The sequence below is a fragment of the Streptomyces sp. NPDC030995 genome (assembly GCF_055571215.1).
Genome location: NZ_JBVIFS010000003.1, coordinates 396044 through 413987, shown reverse-complemented (window position 1 = coordinate 413987; position 17944 = coordinate 396044). Strand labels below are relative to the sequence as shown.

Here is a 17944-nt window from a genome sequence, read left to right as displayed (position 1 = left end):
GGACCGCCGGGCCCCGACCGGGGGCCACCTCCCCCAGCTACCGCTGGGTGCCCCCACCGGCGAAACCTTCCCTCGCCCCCGAGGCGCGGGCGCGCTGAGCAGACGGATCCGTCCGGCACGGACGTCCTGTGGTGGACCCGGCCGAACTTATCCGGGTCCGACCGCCCGTACCGAACCCAGGCCCGCCGGATCACCCCTGTGGGCGTACGAATGCCTCCCGCCCGCCGACGACGGTCGCGAGGCACACCGGCAGGTCCGATCCGGGGGTCAGGTCGGGCAGTCCGGGAGTGCCCGAGCGGGGGTCGGTGGACCAGCGGGCCACCCGGTCGTCGGGGGCCTGGACGACCAGTTCACCGGTCTGCCAGACCGCGTAGTCGGCGGGGGCGCCGGGGACGAGGATCCCCGCGTCGTCGCGGCCCAGCGCCCGCCAGCCGCCCCGGGTGTGGGCGGTGAAGGCGGCCCGTACGGAGATGCGGTGCTCGGGGGTCCGGTGGAAGGCGGCCGCGCGGACGGTGCCCCACGGGTCGAGCGGGGTGACGGGGGCGTCCGAGCCGAAGGCCAGCGGGACACCGGCCTTGAGCATGGCCGCGTACGGGTTGAGGGTGCGGGCGCGGTCGGCGCCGAGCCGGTCGGCGTACATGCCGTCCTCGCCTCCCCAGGCCGCGTCGAAGGCGGGCTGCACGGACGCGGTGAGGCCCAGCTCGGCGAAGGCGGCGATGGCGGCGGGGGTCATCATCTCGGCGTGTTCGACGCGGTGCCGGGCGGCGCGGACCCGGGCCAGGCCGACCCGCTCGGCGGCCTTGCGGACGCCCTCCACGACGGCGGTGATCGCGGCGTCGCCGATGGCGTGGAAGCCGGCCTGCAGGCCCGCCTCGGTACAGGCGGCCACGTGCTCGGCGACTGCGTGCTCGTCGAGGTAGCCGGTGCCGGTGTGCGAGGCGTCGGCGTACGGGGCGTGCAGGCACGCCGTGTGCGAGCCGAGGGCGCCGTCGACGAAGAGGTCCCCGGCGGCTCCGACGGCCCCGAGCGCCTTGGCCCGGTCGATGTCCCGGTCGGCCCAGTACCCGAAGACGCGCGGCCCGGGCCGCTCGGCGGCCAGGGCGAGCAGGCCGGTGAAGTCCTCGGCGGAGGAGATGTCGGGCCCGCCGCACTCGTGGAGCGAGCCGATGCCGAGGGACGCGGCCCGGTCGAGGGCGGCCCGCTGGGCCTCGGCGCGCTGAGCGGGGGTGACGGCGGCCAGCGCGGCCCGCCGCACGGCGTGGTGGTCGTCCCGGGTCAGCGGCTCGTCCCCGTCGGGCCGCACCCCCGGAACCAGGTCCAGCAGGGCGGTGGTGACCACGGCCGAGTGCACGTCGATGCGGCTCAGGTAGAGCGGGCGGCCGCCGGCGGCCTCGTCGAGCTCGGCCCGCCGCGGTGCGCGCCGCTCGGGCCAGCGTGCGGCGTCCCAGCCGTGCCCGAGGAGCACCCGGTCGGCCGGACGGCTCGCGGCGTACACCCGTACGAGGTCCAGCGCGGCGGACAGGGAGCGCGCCCCGGAGAGGTCCAGCCCGGTCAGGGCCAGACCCGCGGAGGTGGCGTGCACGTGGGCGTCGGTGAAGGCGGGCGTGACGAGCGCGCCGCCCAGGTCGACGACCTCGTCCACGCCCTGCGCGAAGGCGTCGGCGGCGCCCTCGGAGCCGACCCAGGCGATGTGGCCGCGCTCGACGACCATCGCGGTGGCGAAGGGGTCGGCGGGGCTGTGGACCTCGCCCCCGCGGAGGAGGACGGTCCTGGTCGGTGCTCCGGCGGCGTCGGCGGAGTGGGCGGTGCGGTCAGTCATGCCGACCAGTCTCCCGCGTCCCCCTCCCCCGTCCGACCGCCGGGTCCCCCGCGGGGCGCCGGACACCGGCTACACGCGGGGCGGGCGGGCTTCGTAGGGGGTGGAGAGGACCACCGTGGTGCGCGTGGAGACGTGCGCGAGGGCGCGCAGGCGGCCCAGGAGGTCTTCCAGCTCCAGGGGGGTGGCGACGCGCACCTTGAGGATGTAGTTCTCGTCGCCCGCGACGCTGTGGCAGGCCTCGATCTCGGGGACGCCGGCCAGCCGGTCGGCGATGTCGTCCGGGGCGCTCGGGTCGAAGGGCTTGACCGAGATGAACGCCGTCAGCGGCAGGCCGACGGCCTCCGGGTCGACCACGGCCGCGTAGCCGCGGATCACCCCGCGCTGCTCCAGGCGGCGTACTCGCTGATGGACTGCCGACGTGGACAGTCCGGTGGCCTTGCCCAGGTCCGTGTAGCTCATCCGCCCGTCCCGCACGAGCAGATCCACGATCTGGCGGTCCAGCTCCTCCATTGCGCTCATAGCCGCACAACTTAAGGCCCAATGGCCCTCCAGGCACAGCGGTGTCCGCCCACTGGAGGCATCTGCGCCAGGCATGTGACCAAGGCCACAGGGGTATGCAAGGGCAGGCCGGTCTGTTGTGGTTACTCGTGACGCTCGGCGGGAAGTGGTTGCTGTGGCCGAGGCCGCAGAACCTGCCCGCCCGGCCCACCCAAGGGGGAGTACATCCATGCTGAACACCAAGCGCGCCGGTCGCACCGAACCGGGGCCCCTGGAACCGCTCGATTCCGGGAACGGCACGTTCCCGCGGGACGCTCAGGACGCCGAAGACGGCGAATACCTCGACGACACCGAGGGATTCGAGATCCACCACGCCATCTGCCCCGACTGCGGCCAGTCAATCGCCCTCGTCGCGGACGAGGAGTACCTGCCGCAGCACGCGCTCTGCCTGACCCCGTGGAACCCCTTCGGGCTCACGGTGTGCGCGGGCACCGGGCGGCCCGCGACCGACGCGCTGCCCACCGTCGGCATGATCCAGCCGGTGGAGGCGCAGGAGCCGGAACCCGTCGTGCTCTCGGCCCTGCCCCAGGGCCTGGACTGGCGGACGCAGCCCTTCTCGCACGTCGGCGGCCCGGGCTCGCGTCCGGTCCGGGTGGTGAGCCCCGTACTGCCGCAGCCGCAGGCGCAGACGCGGCAGCAGCACGCACAGGCGGCCTGACGGTCGCCCGGGCGCTCCGCTCCCTTCGCTTCTCTTACATCCCCGCTCGCTACCAGTACGTCCCCTGCACCATGGCGGCCAGGCTGGCGTGGTGCAGGATCAGGCTGTCCGGATCCGCCGGGATCTCCACCTCGCCGAAGTGCGCCTGCCGGTAGGCGATGCGCAGCATCACGATGCCGTGGCGCAGGGCCGCGTACAGGGTGTGGAACTCCATGTTCCGCGGGGTGTGCCCGGTGAGTTCGGCGTACCGGCGCTCCAGGTCCTCGCGGCGCAGGAAGTCCGGCAGGCCGGGCTGGCCGAAGCTGACCGTGAGGTCCTGGAAGAAGCGGTGGAGGTAGACGGTCCAGCCGAGGTCCACCTCACGCGGGGCGTACGCCGCCATCTCCCAGTCCAGCACGGCCGCCGGCGTGAAACCGTCGTAGATGACGTTGCCGATGCGGGCGTCGCCCCAGTTGAGGACGGCCGGGCCCTCGTCGGCCGGCCACAGCTCCTCCAGGCGGGCGAACGCCCGCTCGATGAGCGGGGACGGGGCGAGCCCGCCCACCACCCAGGAGTAGTAGGCGCGTTGGGCGTCCACGTGCCGGCGCAGCGGGCTGCCCTCGCCGGCCGGGAGGAGGAACTCGGCCTCCTTGGCCGGGAACTGGTCGTGCAGACGGGCCAGGAGCGAGATGCTCGCCTCCTGGAGACCCGCGCGTTCGGCGTCGGTCGCGGCGTGCAGCCAATTGCCCTCGTAGGTGTAGGGCATGACATCGGGCGGGACCCGGCCCTCGGCACGGGCCATCACGAAGAACGGCGCCCCCAGCGGCCCCGGGTCCTCCTCCAGCCACTGCACGCGCGGGACGGGCAGGTCCGTGTGCTCGGCGACCAGGCTCATCACGCGGTGCTGGCGGGGCATGTCGTAGGTCGGGAAGACGGTGTAGGCGGCCGGGTCGGCGGCGAGCCGCAGCGCGCAGGCGCGCAGCGGGGCGTCGGGGTGCTCTATGTCGAAGAGCAGGGTCTCGCTGGACATGCCGTTGGAGCCGGGGACGGAGACGTTGGCGACCTTCGCACCGGGGAGCCTGGTGTCGAGCCAGGCGGCGAGGCGGCGGCCGAGCTCTTCGGGCTCTCGGGTGGAGGTGCGCGGACGTGGAGCGGTGGCCATGGGATGGGCTCCCTTCCTACGAGTTCCTACGAGTTCCTACGAGTTCCTACGGGGCTGCTGGGCAACCGAACTACGGGGGTACCGGTCTGCTACCGGTCTACTGGGCGACGGAGGAGTAGTCGGCGAAGCCGCTCGGGTCGTGGCGGCCGAAGCTGCCGTGTTCGAAGATGCCGTGTCCCACCCGGCCGTCGAGGGTGAAGCGCGCCGAGTGGTCGGTGACGCCGAAGGCGGCCATCGGGTGGGCCGCGGGGTCGGACAGGTCGAAGACGCGGCGGTCGGTCCAGCCCCGCCCCTGCCAGGTGCCGTGCTGCCAGTCGGCGGCGGGCGGGTAGCCGGCGCCGACGGCGAGCGGGGAGGAGTTCAGGATCTCCACGCCCAGTTCGAGGGGCTTGCGGGCCGGGTCGGTGAGGTGGACGACGGCGCTCTCGGGGTGCCGGCTGCCGGGCCGGTAGCGGATGTCGGTGTGCGGCCAGCCGAGCTGGACGTCGTTCCGGCCGCTGCCTTCGGGGAAGACCTGCACGGCTTCGTTCAGGGTGCGGTGGCCGTCGGCGTCCTCCTGCGCGATCACCATCACGAAGCGGTCCTCGAAGCGGACCGGGACCCAGAGCCAGTGGAAGCCCTCGGGGCGGTACTCCTCGGCGGCGCGGCCGCCGTCCTCGCCGGGTATGGGCCGCACGCCCCAACTCCGGTCGCGGGTACCGGTCCACTCCCCCGGGGTGAGGGTGAACTCCTCGCCCTTCGCGCGGATGGTGCCGGTGACGTTGCCGGCCTGGACGAAGCGACGGCCTTCCAGCATGAGGCGGTCGCCGCGCCGCTGGATGTGGTGGGGCTCCCAGACGGCGGGGAACTCCGCGGTCCAGGTGACGTCGTACGAGAGCCCGTGCGGGTCGGCCGGGTCGGGGGCGCAGCGCAGCGTGAGCTGCTTGAGCGGGACGTCGACGGTGATGGACAGGGGTCCCACCGAGAGGTTCATCCGCTCGTCGGTGAGGGCGTCGGAGGCCCGGACGGCGAGGAGCTCGTCGCCGATGCGGAGGGTGGCGTAGGCGTCGATGACCCCGGCGTTGGGGTAGACGCCGAGGCCGAGGATGAGGACGGCGCGACCGGCGTGGTCGAAGACGTGGAAGATGCAGCGGTCGTAGGCGTTCCGGTCGCCGCTGACGAGGTGCTTCATCGACAAGGGAGCCTGGTGGATGGGGTATTCGTCGAGGGCGACGGGCCGGTCGGCGGGCATGGCGAACCTCCAGGACGGACGCGTTCGGGGGCTTCGGAGAAGCTTCGGAAGGGCTTCGGGGCTTGGAGAGCGGGGGGCGGCTCAAGCGGATATGACGGTACGTCAGAAACCCGGCTGGAGGCCACCCTTCTGGCACGGTCTGACAGACGGGCACGGCGCGCCGGGGGGCGAGGCGGGGGGTGAGGCGGGGCGGGGGCGGCGTTGCGCGCGGGGTGGCTTCGGCGGCGGCAGCCGCGCGGAGGGATGGGATCGCGCGGCGGGGGTGAGGCGGCGGCAGCCCGCGAAGCGGGTCGAGACCGGACGGGGACGGCTAAAGCCGGGGGGAGCCGGCGACCGGCATCAGGATCTTGGGCGGCGGCTTCGGGGGCGGGCGGGAGCCCCTCAGGCGGAATCAGAGAGGGTTTGGGGGTTTCCCGTCAGTCTCATCGTCTCTCCGTGTCGGGCCGGTCCCTCAAGGGCGCTCCCTTCGGTCGCGTCGCTTCGCGATGGCCTTCGGCCACCCTTGACCGACCGTCCCGCCACGGACATACGAAGACCGACGGGAAACCCCCAAAGGAACGGGCCGGGCGTTCTTTTCCAGGGACGGGGAGATCGGAGACCGTCGGGTCTGGTGCCGGCGGCCCAGCCCCCGAGGCGGCCCCATCTCCATCAGATCCGGGGCCGGGGGCTCGGGGCGCGTCAGATCGCTACGCGACGCTACGCGCTCCCCGACGACGGCGACTGCCAGCCGCCTGGGGCTGACGGGGACCAATGCGGGCTGATGAGGGGTCCGGAGGGGCGATTGCTCACCTCAGCCGAGCTCTACCCGCATCAGAGCGACCTCGTCACCACAAATGCAGGGACAGAAAGGGGCAATTGGGGCAAACGGACGGCCCTTTCGGCCGCCCACCCTCCCTCACCCGAGTACAGCTCGGTATAGCCGCTGTCTGACGCCTGCACGTCCCCAGACAGCCGTCAGACGCAGTCATTGAGGAGCATCCAAGGGCTGTGGCGGCTTATGAACGGCCCCAGACGGCCGGCAGCCGCCGTAGTCGAGGAGCGCGTAGCGATCTGACGCGTGCACCCCGTCTGATTGGTCGCCAGCTCGGTCTGGCCGCCGTCTGGTGGAGCTTTGGCCGCCCCAGACCCCGGATCTGATGGAGATGGGCCCGCTCCTGGGGATCTGCCCGCCGGCACCGGCCCGTCCATCGCTGATGTGCCCGTCTTGGAAAGCTCGGACCGGCCCGTTCCTTTGGGGGTTTCCCGGCAGTCTTCGTATGTCCGTGGCGGGACGGTCGGTCAAGGGTGGCCGAAGGCCATCGCGAAGCGACGCGACGTAGGAGCGCCCTTGAGGGACCGGCCCGACACGGAGAGACGATGAGACTGCCGGGAAACCCCCAAACCCACTCTGATTCCGGTCGAGGGGCTCCCGCGACTCGCAGCCACCGCCGCACAGCCTGATGGCATCCGCTGAGCTCCGGTCCACCGAAGCCACCGCCGCACAGCCCGATGCCGCCCGCCCGAGCTCCCGCCCACCGAAGCCCCCGCCGCACAGACTCCTGCCGCCCGCCGAGCCCCGGCCGCCCGAGCCCCGCCGCACCGGCCGATACCGCCCGCCAAGCCCCGCCACCCGGAGCCAACGCCCGACGTTCTGATGCCGTCCGCCCAGCCTCGCCCACCGAAGCCACCGCCGCACCGGCTAACGCCGTCCGCCCAGCCCCCGGCCCGCCGAAGCCCCGCCGCACGACCCGCCCCCGCCCCCACTCCCGCCCCCGCGGGGACGGCTCGAACGGATACCCGGGCACCGGGGGCGATTACCCAGCCCTTCGGTCTCGCGTTGGCCGTGCATGACCATGCTTCAGTCGGCAACGGGCCGGCGGCGTCGTCCGACGCCGCCGGGTTGCGAAGAATCGGTTCAGCGCCAGCAGCAGCCTCTGCGTGAGCAGCAGCAGGCTCCCGATCCGCCGATCTACCGTGATCTGCTGGCCCGGTGGGCCGACGCCGGCCGCACGCTGCCCGGGCGGCGCGATCCGGAGTGGTCCCGGCTCACGTCGTCCCCGATCTGGCCCACCAGCAGCAGCGGGCTGTACTAGGCGGGGCCTGCGCGGCGGGTCCGTCAGCGGGTCTCCGGGCCTGCCAGGTGGCGGGCGATGACCATGCGCTGGATCTGGTTGGTGCCCTCCACGATCTGGAGCACCTTCGCCTCGCGCATGAGCCGCTCGACGGGGAAGTCCGCGGTGTAGCCGTAGCCGCCGAGGATCTGCACCGCGTCCGTGGTGACGGCCATCGCCGCGTCGGTGCAGAACAGCTTGGCCATCGCCGCCTGACGGGAGAACGGCTTGCCCGCGTCCCGCAGCCGCGCCGCCGCGAGGTACAGCGCCCGGCCCGCCTCGATCTTGGTGGCCATGTCGGCCATCATGAAGCGCAGCCCCTGGAAGTCGGCGATCGGGTGTCCGAACTGCTTGCGGTCCAGGGCGTACACCAGCGCCTCGTCCAGCGCTGCCTGCGCGACGCCGATGGCGCAGGCCGCGATGCCCAGGCGTCCTGCGTCCAGTGCGGCCAGGGCGATGGAGAAGCCCTGCCCCTCCTCGCCGATGCGGCGGGAGTCGGGCACCCGTACGCCGTCGAAGTGCAGCTGGGCGGTGGGCGAGCCCTTCATGCCCATCTTCTTCTCGGGCACGGCCGCGCTCAGGCCCTCCGCGTCCCCGGGGACCAGGAAGGCCGTGATGCCCTTGGGGCCCTCGACGCCGGTGCGGGCGAGGACGGTGTAGAAGTCGGCGACTCCGCCGTGGGTGATCCAGGCCTTGGTGCCGGTGATGATCCAGTCGTCGCCGTCGCGCACCGCCTTGGTGGTGAGCGAGGCGGCGTCGGAGCCGGCGGCCGGCTCGGAGAGGCAGTAGGCGCCCAGCAGGCCGCCGCCGAGCATCGCGGGCAGGTGGGCGCCCTGCTGCTCCTTGGTGCCGTAACCGGCGAGGCCGTGGCAGGCCAGGGAGTGCACGCTGACGCCGAGACCGACGGTGAGGCGGGCCGCGGCCAGCTCCTCCAGGACCTGGAGGTAGACCTCGTACGGCTGCTCGCCGCCGCCGTACTCACCGGCGTACGGGAGGCCGAGCAGCCCCGCGTCGGAGAGGAGGGTGAAGACCTCTCGCGGGAAGCGTCCGGAGTCCTCTTCCTCGGCGGCTCGGGGGCGGATCTCCCTCTGGGCGATCTCGCGTACGAGTGCGAGGAGGTCCCGGGACTCCTCGGTGGGCAGCTGACGGTCCACCGGCTGCGGGGCGCGGTCGGTCATGGCGGCGCTCTCCTCCCTGGTCGGGCACGGCGGCGACGCGTGAGTGGTGGGACGCGGCGCCGGGTCTCGGTGCTCTTGCAGCCGATCCTGCCCGGCCCGGATCACGGGCGGGGCTGTTCAGCGGCTGCGGCGGCTTGAGTATGCCCGATCAGGGACCTCCCGTCACCGGGGCAAGATCACCAGATGGGTCGAACGGCTCTTCGAGGGCGGGAGGTGCCGGACACTCCGGGACGAACTCCTCGATCACGGTGAGCGTCGCGCGCAGCTGGCGCACCAGCAAGGCTGCGAGCCTGCCGCGGTCGGGCTGGTCCGGGGCGCCCGGCCGGCCGATCCACTCCAGGGTGGTCCCCTCCACCCCGGAGAGCCAGCCGACCAGGGCGAGCCGGGCGAGGGGCGGGAGGGCGCGGTGCCCGTACGCGCCTTCGGCGATGGTGGCGACGAGTTCCTCGCGGACGGCGTCACGGATGGCGAGCACCTCGGCGTCGGAGCCGACGCCGCCGGTGACGATGGTGCGGTAGGCGGCGTGGTGGTGTTCGGCGTAGTGCAGGTAGCCGTCGATGGTGCGGCGGACCCGCTCCGCGCCCGGGAGGTCGGTGTCGCCGCCGGCGCGGGCGACGAGTTCGGCGACGGAGTCCTCGACGATGGCGAGGTAGTAGCCGCGTTTGCTCTTGAAGTAGTAGTAGATCAGCCCCTTGGCGACGCCCGCGTGCTTGGCGATGTCGTCCATGGAGAGCGCGTCGTACGAGGTGTCGGCGAACAACTTGCGTCCGGTCGCTATGAGTTCGGCCCTGCGGACCTGCGAACGCTCGGTCGTACCGCGCCGTTGACTATTATTCAAATTCAGCCCTAGCCTCGAACTGCCACAAGATGCCCGAAGTATGGCAGCACTTCCCCTGCGCACCGGACGACGTACGGGAGGAAGACCATGAGCACCGAGAGCACGCGCAAGGGCACGGGACGGCCCCGCGAGGGCCGGGTCCACTGGAAGAGGACGGCCGCCGTCGCGCTGCCCGCGGTCGCCGCCGTCGGCGCGCTGGCCGTGGTCGCGTCACCTTCAGCCCGGACGGGCTGCCCGCTCCCCCGGTCATCCCGCCGTTCGTCTTCATGACCCAGGTCAGTGCCGAGCAGGCACTGGTCACGTCCGACGTCCTCGTCACCGAAGGACTGCGACTGGACGCGGCTACAGCCAGCCGACCTGCGTGACGAACATGGCGACGACGACCACGAGGGTCCAGCCGAGGACGTGCTCCAGCCAGGAGGAGCCGTCCTCGGGGCCCCCGGTACGGACGAGGCCGCGGGCGCGGGCGGTGGGGGTGGCGGTGTCTGCGGTCATGCCGTCCAATGTGCCATCGTTCGCGGCTTTCGCGGGAGAGACGATCGTCACGGTCGGCGTCGGCGCCTTCCGGCCTCCGCGCCAGACGCCGCGGCACGCCACCGGGCCCCGGCCGCCCCGGATTCACGGAGCGGTCGGGGCCCGGTGGCCGACGCCGGTCTCTTCCGGCGTCCGCGTCAGACGCGGGTCTCGCGGTTGCGGCCTGCCATGGCCGCCATCGCGAGGCCGAGACACAGGGCGACGCCTCCGGCGATCACATTGCTGACCACCGTGCGCGTCGTGTCCATCTCACCGGCGATGACCCACGGGGCGACGATCGTCCACGCACCGAGGCCGACCGCCGTCCACGCCATCGCGTGGGTGCGCTCGTAGGCGGAACCCAGACCGCCCATGCACAGGCAGTAGGCCAGGCCGGCGATCAGGTTGTTGATGGCCAGCGGGGTCAGGGTGCTGAATCCCGCGATCCACGGGGAGGCCGCCAGGTACAGGCCCGTGAGGAGGGCCAGTGCTTCTACGGCCTGAGCGGCGGGGGTGCTGGTCACCCGCTCGAACCGAGTGCGCATCTCGGCGAGGTCGGGGTGGTGCTCGATGCTCGGATGGGTGGTCATGGCGGGCCGCCTCCTATTGCGACGAAGCCTTTATGTGCCGTTTACCCCATTATGTTCCGCTTATCCGTGCTGGTCAGTCAACGGGAAACTTCGCGCGGAAGCCTCGCGGCCGCTTCACAGCACTCCGACCAGCCGCAGCGCCGCGATCTGCGCCGGGCTCGGGAGCGCCGGAACGTAGAGGTAGCAGATGCCCCCGGTGCCCGAGGTGACCTTGCCGGTGGTGCCCAGCCGCTTGGTGCGCAGCCAGATGTTCTCCCACTCGGCGCGCTTGTAGACGCGCCGGACGGAGCGGTTGTCGGGCGAGTTGGGGTCGTTGGCGATCACGTCCCCAGCGGCGGTGAAGCCGATGACGGTCATCAGGTGGCCGGTGGTCCCGTAGCCCGCGCCGGTGAGCTCCTCGGGGCGGAACGACTGCGAGGTGATGGCCGGGATGCCGGCGCCGACCAGGGTCTCCAGGTCGGTCAGGGAGGTGAGGCGGGTGACGACGCCGGCGAGAGAGCGGTAGGTGGCGGCGTACGCGGCGTTGAAGGGCCAGTTCCCGCAGCCCTTGTAGGCGGCGTCGTAGGTGGAGCGGGCCGCGTGGCAGATCTGCGGGTCGGCGTACTTGGGGTTCACCCAGGTCAGGGCGGTGGCGCTGGCCTTGCGGCCCCAGAACTCGATGATCATCTGGGAGGAGGTCGGGCTGCACCAGGCCTCGCCGCCGTTGTCGTATTCGGGGTACTGGCCGGCGTGGGTCTCCTGCGAGTAGCGCGGGACCTTCAGCTCGTGGGCCTTGCCGGAGGGGGTGGAGGCGGGGACGGTGAAGCGGTCCGGGACGTCGGAGGCCATGGCGCCGGCCAGCCATACGGTGGGGCCGCGGTCGGCGCCCGGCTTGCGGTGCAGGGTCAGGCGCAGCTGCCAGTCCGTGATCCGCAGGCCGCCGGCCGCGGCCGGGGCGTCGACGGCGAGGGTGTCGGTCCAGACGGTGGACTTGCCGTCGCTCTGGCCGTCCACCGAGGTGCGGCGGATGTCGCGGTCGCCGGAGGCCCACCGGCCCATGACGTACCAGGGGGTGGCGGCGCCGTCGGTGTAGGTGCCGCGCAGTTCGATCTGGATCCAGGTGCCGGCCGGGGTGTGGGCGTTCCAGGAGGCGATGGCCTCGGTGGCGGGCACGGTGGAGCGGTGTACCGGCGAGGTCCAGGTGGCGTACTCCCAGGTGCTCTTCTTCCCGGTGTGCGGGTCGGCGTACTCGGTGCGGCCGGTCGCCGCGGCGATCTCCAGGCCGGGGCGGGCGCCGGCGACGGCGGTGGTGCCCTCGTGGGCGCCGGCCAGCCAGTGGGCGTACGAGAACCAGAACCGGTTGTCGACGGTGCGGCCCGGCGCCCGTGGGGCGGGCGGGACGGCGGCCGAGGCGCCGGCGCCCGGGACGGTGGCGGCGGTGGCCGCGGCGGCGACCGCGAGTGCGGCGACGAGTACGGCCCTGCGTGGCGTGGGTGTGGTCATCGCGAGGTTCCCCCGGGGTGGGTCGGCGCTTCGGTGGCTTCACCCTTCCAGTTCCCGGCGGCCGCAGGCCGAAGCCACGGGTCGTGTCGGGCTTGTCTACGCTGGTCGGGTGGAGCCACACCAGTCACTTGAGTCACTCGCACGGGAGCTCGCCGCCTCGCCCCCCTCCCTCGGCCCGGTGCGGCTGATCGGGATCGACGGGCACGCCGGATCCGGGAAGAGCACCTTCGCGGGGCGGCTCGCCGAGGCGCTGGGGGCTCCCGTGCTGCATCTGGACGACGTGGCCAGCCACGAGGAGCTGTTCGGCTGGGAGGAGCGGCTGCGCGCGCAGGTGCTGGAGCCGCTGGGCGAGGGACGGGCCGCGCACTGGGCCCCGTACGACTGGGTGGAGCGCCGCTTCGGGCCGCAGCGGGTGCTCGAGCCGGCGCCGGTGCTGCTCGTCGAGGGGGTCGGGGCCGGGCGGCGGGCGCTGCGGCCGCATCTGGCGCGGTTGCTGTGGATGGAAACGCCGCGCTCGCAGTCCTGGGGGCGGGGGCGAAACCGGGACGGGCGTGAACTTTCCGACTTCTGGGACGGATGGGAGCGCGCGGAGCTCGCGCACTTCTCCAGCGACCCTTCGCGCCCCTTCGCCGACACCCTGGTACGCCAGAGCGGTACGGGATACGAGTGGTCTTCCGGGACGGGTGAGACCGCGGGAACCGGCGCTTCCGTCACCGGGGGTGACGAACTCCCCCGGGCCTGAGCGGCCCCGGAAATCCGCTTTCGCCGGGCCTCCGCCGACCCGCTTGACCTCGGGCCCGCAGCGGCCTTACGTTCTCAATGCGCGGCCTTTACGGGCCGCCGCGGACACGAAGCCCCCGATTGTTCCCCCGTGATCGGGGGCTTCGTTCTGCCCGCGCGCCCCCTCCGCGCCGGTGTCGCGCGGGGCGAATCCGCCCCGGCCCTTCACCCTGAGTCACCACAACCGCCCGGGGCGCATGCCCGAACCGGGCCTGTCGCGCCCTACGTAAGGTGCCGTACCGCAGGTACGATGCACCCCTGATTTCATCGGCGCAGTGGGCAACTCGCGCGCTCGAAGCGGGGGTTACCGCGCACCACGGGGGCAGGCTTGTGGGGGACGTGATGGATTTCGGCACGCCGGGCAGCATGCACTCCCCGGCCGAACTCGCCTGGCTGCGCGGGGTCGACGCCTGCACGATGGGCGCCTATCCGCAGGCCGAGGAGGAGTTCCGGGCGGCCGTACGACTCGATCCCTCGATGGCCGACGGCTGGCTGGGCCTGCACGCGCTACGGGTCGACACCGGCAATGCCTTATTGCGCATGTACGCGCACCGGGACCGGTTCGGCGAGCAGCGGGCCCGGCACCGGCGGACCCTGAACTCCTGGTACTGGCTGGGCTGGTGGGTGCAGCCGGTGCTGGAGAGCCGGCGGGACCTGCTGCTCGCCCACGCCTCGCACTGGCTGGACGGCCGCCACGTGCCCGAGCTGGACCAGGCCCTCGCCGCGCTGCCGCCGGTGGACACCGATGCGCAGGTGCGCTTCCTGCACGCCTGCCGGGCCTATCTGGTCAAGGACTGGGACCAGCTGGTCCGGCACACCGAACCGCTGGTGAACGATCCGCTCCTCGGGATCGAGGCGGGGCTGTTCGGCGGGATGGCCCGGGTCCGGCTGGAGATGTACGGGCAGGCGGAGCCGATGCTGTCGGCGGCCCTGATGCGGTGTCGCAGCGAGCAGCCGCAGCGCAAGGAGCTGCGGTACTGGCTGGCGCGGGCGCACGAGGGCACCGGGCGCAGTGCGGCGGCGCTGCCGCTGTACCGGGCGGTGCACCGGGTGGATCCCTCCTTCATGGACACGGCGGCCCGGCTGACGGCCATCGAGGACGGTGACGACACCGACGGCATGGCCGATCTGGCGGGCCTGGCGGGGTACGCCGGGTACGGGGCCCACGCCGGGCACGGCACGTCCCCGGCCGGCGGGGACTTCGCGGCGGTCGCGCTGGGCGGCGGGCCCGTCCAGGACATCGCGGCGGACGGCCAGGTCGAGCCGGACCCGCTGACTCCGCCCACGCCTCCCGGGGGCCGGGTGGAGGGCGCACGGCGCAAGGTGTCCGTCCCGCCACAGGGCGCGCCCGAGGAGCTGCCGGCCGGGCCGGCGGACCCGGCGGCGCTCGCCGAGGCGCTGGCGGAGCTGGAGCGCATGGTGGGCCTGGAACCGGTCAAGCGGCAGGTGAAGGCGCTCTCCGCGCAGCTGCACATGGCGAGGCTGAGGGCGGGGCAGGGGCTGCCGGTGCAGCCGCCGAAACGCCACTTCGTGTTCTCCGGGCCCTCGGGCACCGGCAAGACGACGGTGGCCCGGATCCTGGGCCGGGTCTTCTACGCGCTGGGCCTGCTCGGCGGCGACCACCTGGTGGAGGCGCAACGGGCGGACCTCGTCGGCGAGTTCCTCGGGCAGACGGCGGTGAAGGCGAACGAGCTGATCGACTCCGCGATCGGCGGGGTGCTGTTCGTGGACGAGGCGTACTCGCTGTCGAACTCGGGCTACAGCAAGGGCGACGCGTACGGCGACGAGGCCCTGCAGGTGCTGCTCAAGCGGGCCGAGGACAACCGGGACCACCTGGTGGTGATCCTGGCCGGCTATCCGGCCGGGATGGACCGGCTGCTGGCCGCCAACCCGGGGCTGTCCTCGCGGTTCACCACCCGGGTGGACTTCCCCAGCTACCGGCCGCTGGAACTGACCGCGATCGGCGGGGTGCTGGCGGACTCGAACGGGGACCACTGGGACGAGGAGGCGCTGGAGGAACTGCGCAGCATCAGCGGGCACGTGGTCGAGCAGGGGTGGATCGACGAGCTCGGCAACGGCCGCTTCCTGCGGACGCTGTACGAGAAGAGCTGCGCGTACCGGGACCTGCGGCTGGCGGGCTTCGCGGGTGAGCCGTCGCGGGACGACCTGGCCACGCTGCGGCTGCCGGACCTGATGCAGGCGTACGGGGAGGTCCTGTCGGGGCGGGGGCCGCAGGAACGGCCGGAGCCGCCGTTGTGACCCCGGCGGGCCGCTGTGGCCGCTGCGCGGAGCCTCTCCCCGCCCCGCCCTTTCTCCGTTTCCCGGGGCTCCGCCCCAGACCCCGTACGTGCGCTCCGCGCCCGTGCCCTCAAACGCCGGGCGGGCTGAAAATCAGCCCCGCCGGCGGTTGAGGCGCGGGGGTCCGGCGGCGGCTACGCGCCCCGCACGTAGGCCCGGTGCGACGGGTCGCGGACCTCGCCGACCAGCATTTCCAGGACGTCCTCCAGGGCGACCAGGCCGAGGATCCGGCCGTCCTGGTCCGCCACCTGGGCCAAGTGGGTGGCGTTGCGGCGCATGACGCCGAGGGCGTCGTCCAGTGGGACGGTGGCGCACAGCGTGGTCATCCGGCGCCAGACCCGCTGGGGTACGGCCCGCTCCCGGTCCTCCAGGTCCAGTACGTCCTTGACGTGCAGGTAGCCCATGAAGGCGCCGCTGTCGGCACGGACGGGGAAGCGGGAGTAGCCGGTCCGCACGGTCAGCTGCTCGATCTGGCGCGGGGTGACGGCCGGGTCGACCGTGACCAGGCGGTCCCGGTCCAGGAGGACGTCGGTGACGGGGCGGCTGCCCAGTTCCAGTGCGTCCTCCAGCCGCTCCTGCTCGACCGGTTCCAGGAGCCCGGCCTGCCGGGAGTCCTTGAGGAGGCGGCCCAGCTGGGCGGAGGTGTAGACGGCCTCGACCTCGTCCTTGGGCTCGACCTTGAAGAGCTTCAGGACGAGCTTGGCGCAGGCGCCGAGCGCGGTGGTGACGGGCCCGCAGAGGCGCGCGAAGGCCACCAGGCCGGGGCTGAACCACAGGGCGGTCTTCTCGGGGGCGGCCATGGCGAGGTTCTTGGGGACCATCTCGCCGATGACCAGGTGCAGGAAGACCACGGCGGCGAGCGCGAAGGCGTAGCCGAGGGGGTGGATCAGGCCCTGCGGTACGTGGACGGCGTGGAAGACGGGCTCCAGGAGCCGGGCCACGGTGGGTTCGGCGACCGCTCCGAGGGTGAGCGAGCAGACGGTGATGCCGAACTGTGCGGCGGCCATCATGCGGGGCAGGTTCTCCAGGCCGTGGAGCACCTGGCGGGCCCGCTTGGAGTCGGCCGCGAGGGGTTCGATCTGGCTGCGGCGGACGGAGACGAGCGCGAACTCGGCTCCGACGAAGAAACCGTTGGCCAGGACCAGGAGCAGGGCGAAGAGGAGCTGGAGCGCGTTCATCGGGTGGCCCCTTCCAGCTCGGCCCGCTGCGGGACCGGGTCGCCGTGGCGGCCGGAGCCGAGCGCGGCGGCGTTGTCGGCCTGCGAGGCCTGCTTGTACGGGCCGGCGGCGGGCACCGTCGTCAGCCGGACCAGCCGCACCCGCTCGGCGCGGTTGCGGCCGACCCGGCGGACCGAGAGCTTCCAGCCGGGGAGCTCCGCGCGGTCCCCGGGGGCGGGGATCCGGCCGAGCAGGTCGGCGACGAGGCCGGCGACGGTCTCGTACGGGCCTTCGGGCACCTCCAGGCCTATCCGGCGCAGGGTCTGGACCCGGCAGCTGCCGTCGGCCTCCCAGGAGGGGCGGCCGTCCTCGGCCGCCACGACGGCCAGTTCGGGGCTGTCGTCCTCGGCGAGGTCGTGCTCGTCGCGGACCTCGCCGACGAGCTCCTCCACGATGTCCTCGAGCGTGACCACGCCGGCGGTGCCGCCGTACTCGTCGACGACCACGGCCATGGGCTGTTCGCTGCGCAGCCGCTCCAGCAGCGGCTGTACGGGCAGGGAGCCGGGCACCAGCAGCGGGGCGACGCAGATCCGGCTGACGCTGGTGCGGTCGCGTTCCGCCTCGGGCACGGCGAGGGCGTCCTTGAGGTGGACCACGCCGGTGATCTCGTCGATGCGTTCCCGGTAGACCGGGAAGCGGGACAGGCCCGTGGCGCGGGTCAGGTTGAGCACGTCGGCCGCGGTGGCCGTGTGCATGAGGGCGCTGACCTTCACACGGGGGGTCATGACGTGCTGGGCCGTGAGCCCGCCCAGCGACAGGGTCCGTACGAAGAGGTCGGCGGTGTCCTGTTCGAGGGCGCCGGCCTGGGCCGAGTGGCGGACCAGGGAGACCAGTTCGCCGGGGGTGCGGGCCGAGGCCATCTCGTCCGTCGGTTCCACGCCGAGCGCCCGGACGAGCCGGTTGGCCACGGCGTTGAGGCCGGCGATGACCGGCCGGAAGGCGCGGGAGAAGGCGTTCTGCGGTCCGGCGACGAAGCGGGCCACCTGGAGCGGCCGGGAGACCGCCCAGTTCTTCGGGACGAGCTCGCCGACGACCATCTGGACGGCCGAGGCGAGCAGCATGCCGATGACGACGGCGACGCCGGATACGGCTCCCCGGGGCAGGCCCGTGGCGGCCAGCGGCCCGGCCAGCAGTGCGGCGAGCGCGGGCTGGGCGAGCATGCCGACGACGAGGGAGGTGATGGTGATGCCGAGCTGGGTGCCGGAGAGCTGGAAGGACAGCTCCCGCAGGGCCTTGACGACCGTACGGGCACGGCGGTCACCGTCGGCTGCGGCGCGTTCGGCCTCGGGTCGCTCCACGGTGACGAGGCCGAATTCGGCCGCCACGAAGAAGCCGTTGGCGAGGATCAGGGCGAAAGCCGCCAGGAGCAGGAGTAGCGGGGTGGTCATGCCGCCGCCTCCGGAGGGAGGGCGGCGCGGGTATTACCGGACGATCCGTCCATTGCTGGAGGGAGTCACTCCTCAAGTCGCAGGTGCCCTCGGGCCACGGGGTCCCGGGGCCGGTGGGAGGGCGCACAGCTGCGCCCCGCCACCAGGGTAGTCACTGATATCG

Annotated in this window: 16 protein-coding genes; 5 read left to right on the top strand and 11 right to left on the bottom strand. The window is 73.0% G+C overall.

Annotated features, from left to right (window positions below; translation table 11 throughout):
* Positions 1 to 190: 190 nt before the first annotated feature.
* Both ACZ45T_RS08190 and ACZ45T_RS08185 read right to left on the bottom strand, forming a co-directional pair.
* Positions 191 to 1819 (bottom strand): amidohydrolase, encoded by a 1629-nt coding sequence (locus ACZ45T_RS08190; protein ID WP_468438637.1) that lies wholly within the window; start codon positions 1817 to 1819, stop codon positions 191 to 193.
* A gap of 69 nt (positions 1820 to 1888) precedes the next feature.
* The gene (locus ACZ45T_RS08185; protein ID WP_030011705.1) at positions 1889 to 2329 is read right to left on the bottom strand and encodes an Lrp/AsnC family transcriptional regulator; all 441 of its coding nucleotides are present in this window, start codon (positions 2327 to 2329) and stop codon (positions 1889 to 1891) included.
* 217 nt (positions 2330 to 2546) lie between these two features.
* Between ACZ45T_RS08185 and ACZ45T_RS08180 the strand changes: the two genes are divergently transcribed.
* Positions 2547 to 3035, top strand: coding sequence for a hypothetical protein (locus ACZ45T_RS08180; RefSeq protein ID WP_468438635.1), 489 nt, complete (start codon positions 2547 to 2549; stop codon positions 3033 to 3035).
* A 49-nt stretch (positions 3036 to 3084) separates the two neighbouring features.
* Here ACZ45T_RS08180 and ACZ45T_RS08175 read toward each other — a convergent pair whose 3' ends face one another.
* Both ACZ45T_RS08175 and ACZ45T_RS08170 read right to left on the bottom strand, forming a co-directional pair.
* A complete protein-coding gene (locus ACZ45T_RS08175; RefSeq protein WP_468438633.1) occupies positions 3085 to 4176 on the bottom strand; it encodes a phosphotransferase family protein in 1092 nt (363 codons plus the stop codon).
* Positions 4177 to 4273: 97 nt separating this feature from the next.
* Positions 4274 to 5407 carry an Rv3169 family protein gene (locus tag ACZ45T_RS08170; RefSeq protein WP_468438631.1) on the bottom strand — a complete coding sequence of 378 codons (1134 nt, stop codon included), beginning with the start codon at positions 5405 to 5407 and terminating at the stop codon, positions 4274 to 4276.
* Positions 5408 to 7233: 1826 nt separating this feature from the next.
* Between ACZ45T_RS08170 and ACZ45T_RS08165 the strand changes: the two genes are divergently transcribed.
* Complete coding sequence (locus tag ACZ45T_RS08165) at positions 7234 to 7479, top strand: hypothetical protein (protein ID WP_468438629.1); 246 nt, start codon at positions 7234 to 7236, stop codon at positions 7477 to 7479.
* Between the two features lie 23 nt (positions 7480 to 7502).
* On the opposite strand, the gene ACZ45T_RS08160 is transcribed toward ACZ45T_RS08165, so the two are convergent.
* Together ACZ45T_RS08160 and ACZ45T_RS08155 are read right to left on the bottom strand one after the other, a co-directional pair.
* Positions 7503 to 8675: an acyl-CoA dehydrogenase family protein gene (locus ACZ45T_RS08160; protein WP_468438627.1), complete on the bottom strand. Its 1173-nt coding sequence runs from the start codon at positions 8673 to 8675 to the stop codon at positions 7503 to 7505.
* Positions 8676 to 8823: 148 nt separating this feature from the next.
* Entirely contained in the window at positions 8824 to 9513 is a 690-nt protein-coding gene (locus ACZ45T_RS08155) for a TetR/AcrR family transcriptional regulator (protein WP_468438625.1), read from the bottom strand.
* An 87-nt stretch (positions 9514 to 9600) separates the two neighbouring features.
* On the opposite strand from ACZ45T_RS08155, the gene ACZ45T_RS08150 reads away from it, so the two are divergent.
* Entirely contained in the window at positions 9601 to 9783 is a 183-nt protein-coding gene (locus tag ACZ45T_RS08150; protein ID WP_468438623.1) for a hypothetical protein, read from the top strand.
* Positions 9784 to 9855: 72 nt separating this feature from the next.
* Here ACZ45T_RS08150 and ACZ45T_RS08145 read toward each other — a convergent pair whose 3' ends face one another.
* The 3 genes from ACZ45T_RS08145 to ACZ45T_RS08135 form a co-directional block, all read right to left on the bottom strand.
* The gene (locus ACZ45T_RS08145; RefSeq protein ID WP_468438621.1) at positions 9856 to 10008 is read right to left on the bottom strand and encodes an SCO1431 family membrane protein; all 153 of its coding nucleotides are present in this window, start codon (positions 10006 to 10008) and stop codon (positions 9856 to 9858) included.
* A 176-nt stretch (positions 10009 to 10184) separates the two neighbouring features.
* Entirely contained in the window at positions 10185 to 10616 is a 432-nt protein-coding gene (locus tag ACZ45T_RS08140) for an SPW repeat protein (protein ID WP_468438619.1), read from the bottom strand.
* Between the two features lie 114 nt (positions 10617 to 10730).
* Positions 10731 to 12098 carry a peptidase C39 family protein gene (locus tag ACZ45T_RS08135; protein WP_468438617.1) on the bottom strand — a complete coding sequence of 456 codons (1368 nt, stop codon included), beginning with the start codon at positions 12096 to 12098 and terminating at the stop codon, positions 10731 to 10733.
* 109 nt (positions 12099 to 12207) lie between these two features.
* Between ACZ45T_RS08135 and ACZ45T_RS08130 the strand changes: the two genes are divergently transcribed.
* Positions 12208 to 12840: a uridine kinase family protein gene (locus ACZ45T_RS08130; RefSeq protein ID WP_468438615.1), complete on the top strand. Its 633-nt coding sequence runs from the start codon at positions 12208 to 12210 to the stop codon at positions 12838 to 12840.
* Positions 12841 to 13220: 380 nt separating this feature from the next.
* Positions 13221 to 15137, top strand: coding sequence for an AAA family ATPase (locus ACZ45T_RS08125; RefSeq protein WP_468438613.1), 1917 nt, complete (start codon positions 13221 to 13223; stop codon positions 15135 to 15137).
* A 173-nt stretch (positions 15138 to 15310) separates the two neighbouring features.
* Here ACZ45T_RS08125 and ACZ45T_RS08120 read toward each other — a convergent pair whose 3' ends face one another.
* Together ACZ45T_RS08120 and ACZ45T_RS08115 are read right to left on the bottom strand one after the other, a co-directional pair.
* The gene (locus ACZ45T_RS08120) at positions 15311 to 16354 is read right to left on the bottom strand and encodes a hemolysin family protein (protein ID WP_468438611.1); all 1044 of its coding nucleotides are present in this window, start codon (positions 16352 to 16354) and stop codon (positions 15311 to 15313) included.
* A complete protein-coding gene (locus ACZ45T_RS08115; protein WP_468438609.1) occupies positions 16351 to 17781 on the bottom strand; it encodes a hemolysin family protein in 1431 nt (476 codons plus the stop codon). The genes ACZ45T_RS08120 and ACZ45T_RS08115 overlap by 4 nt, the downstream gene beginning before the upstream one ends.
* Positions 17782 to 17944 lie beyond the last annotated feature (163 nt).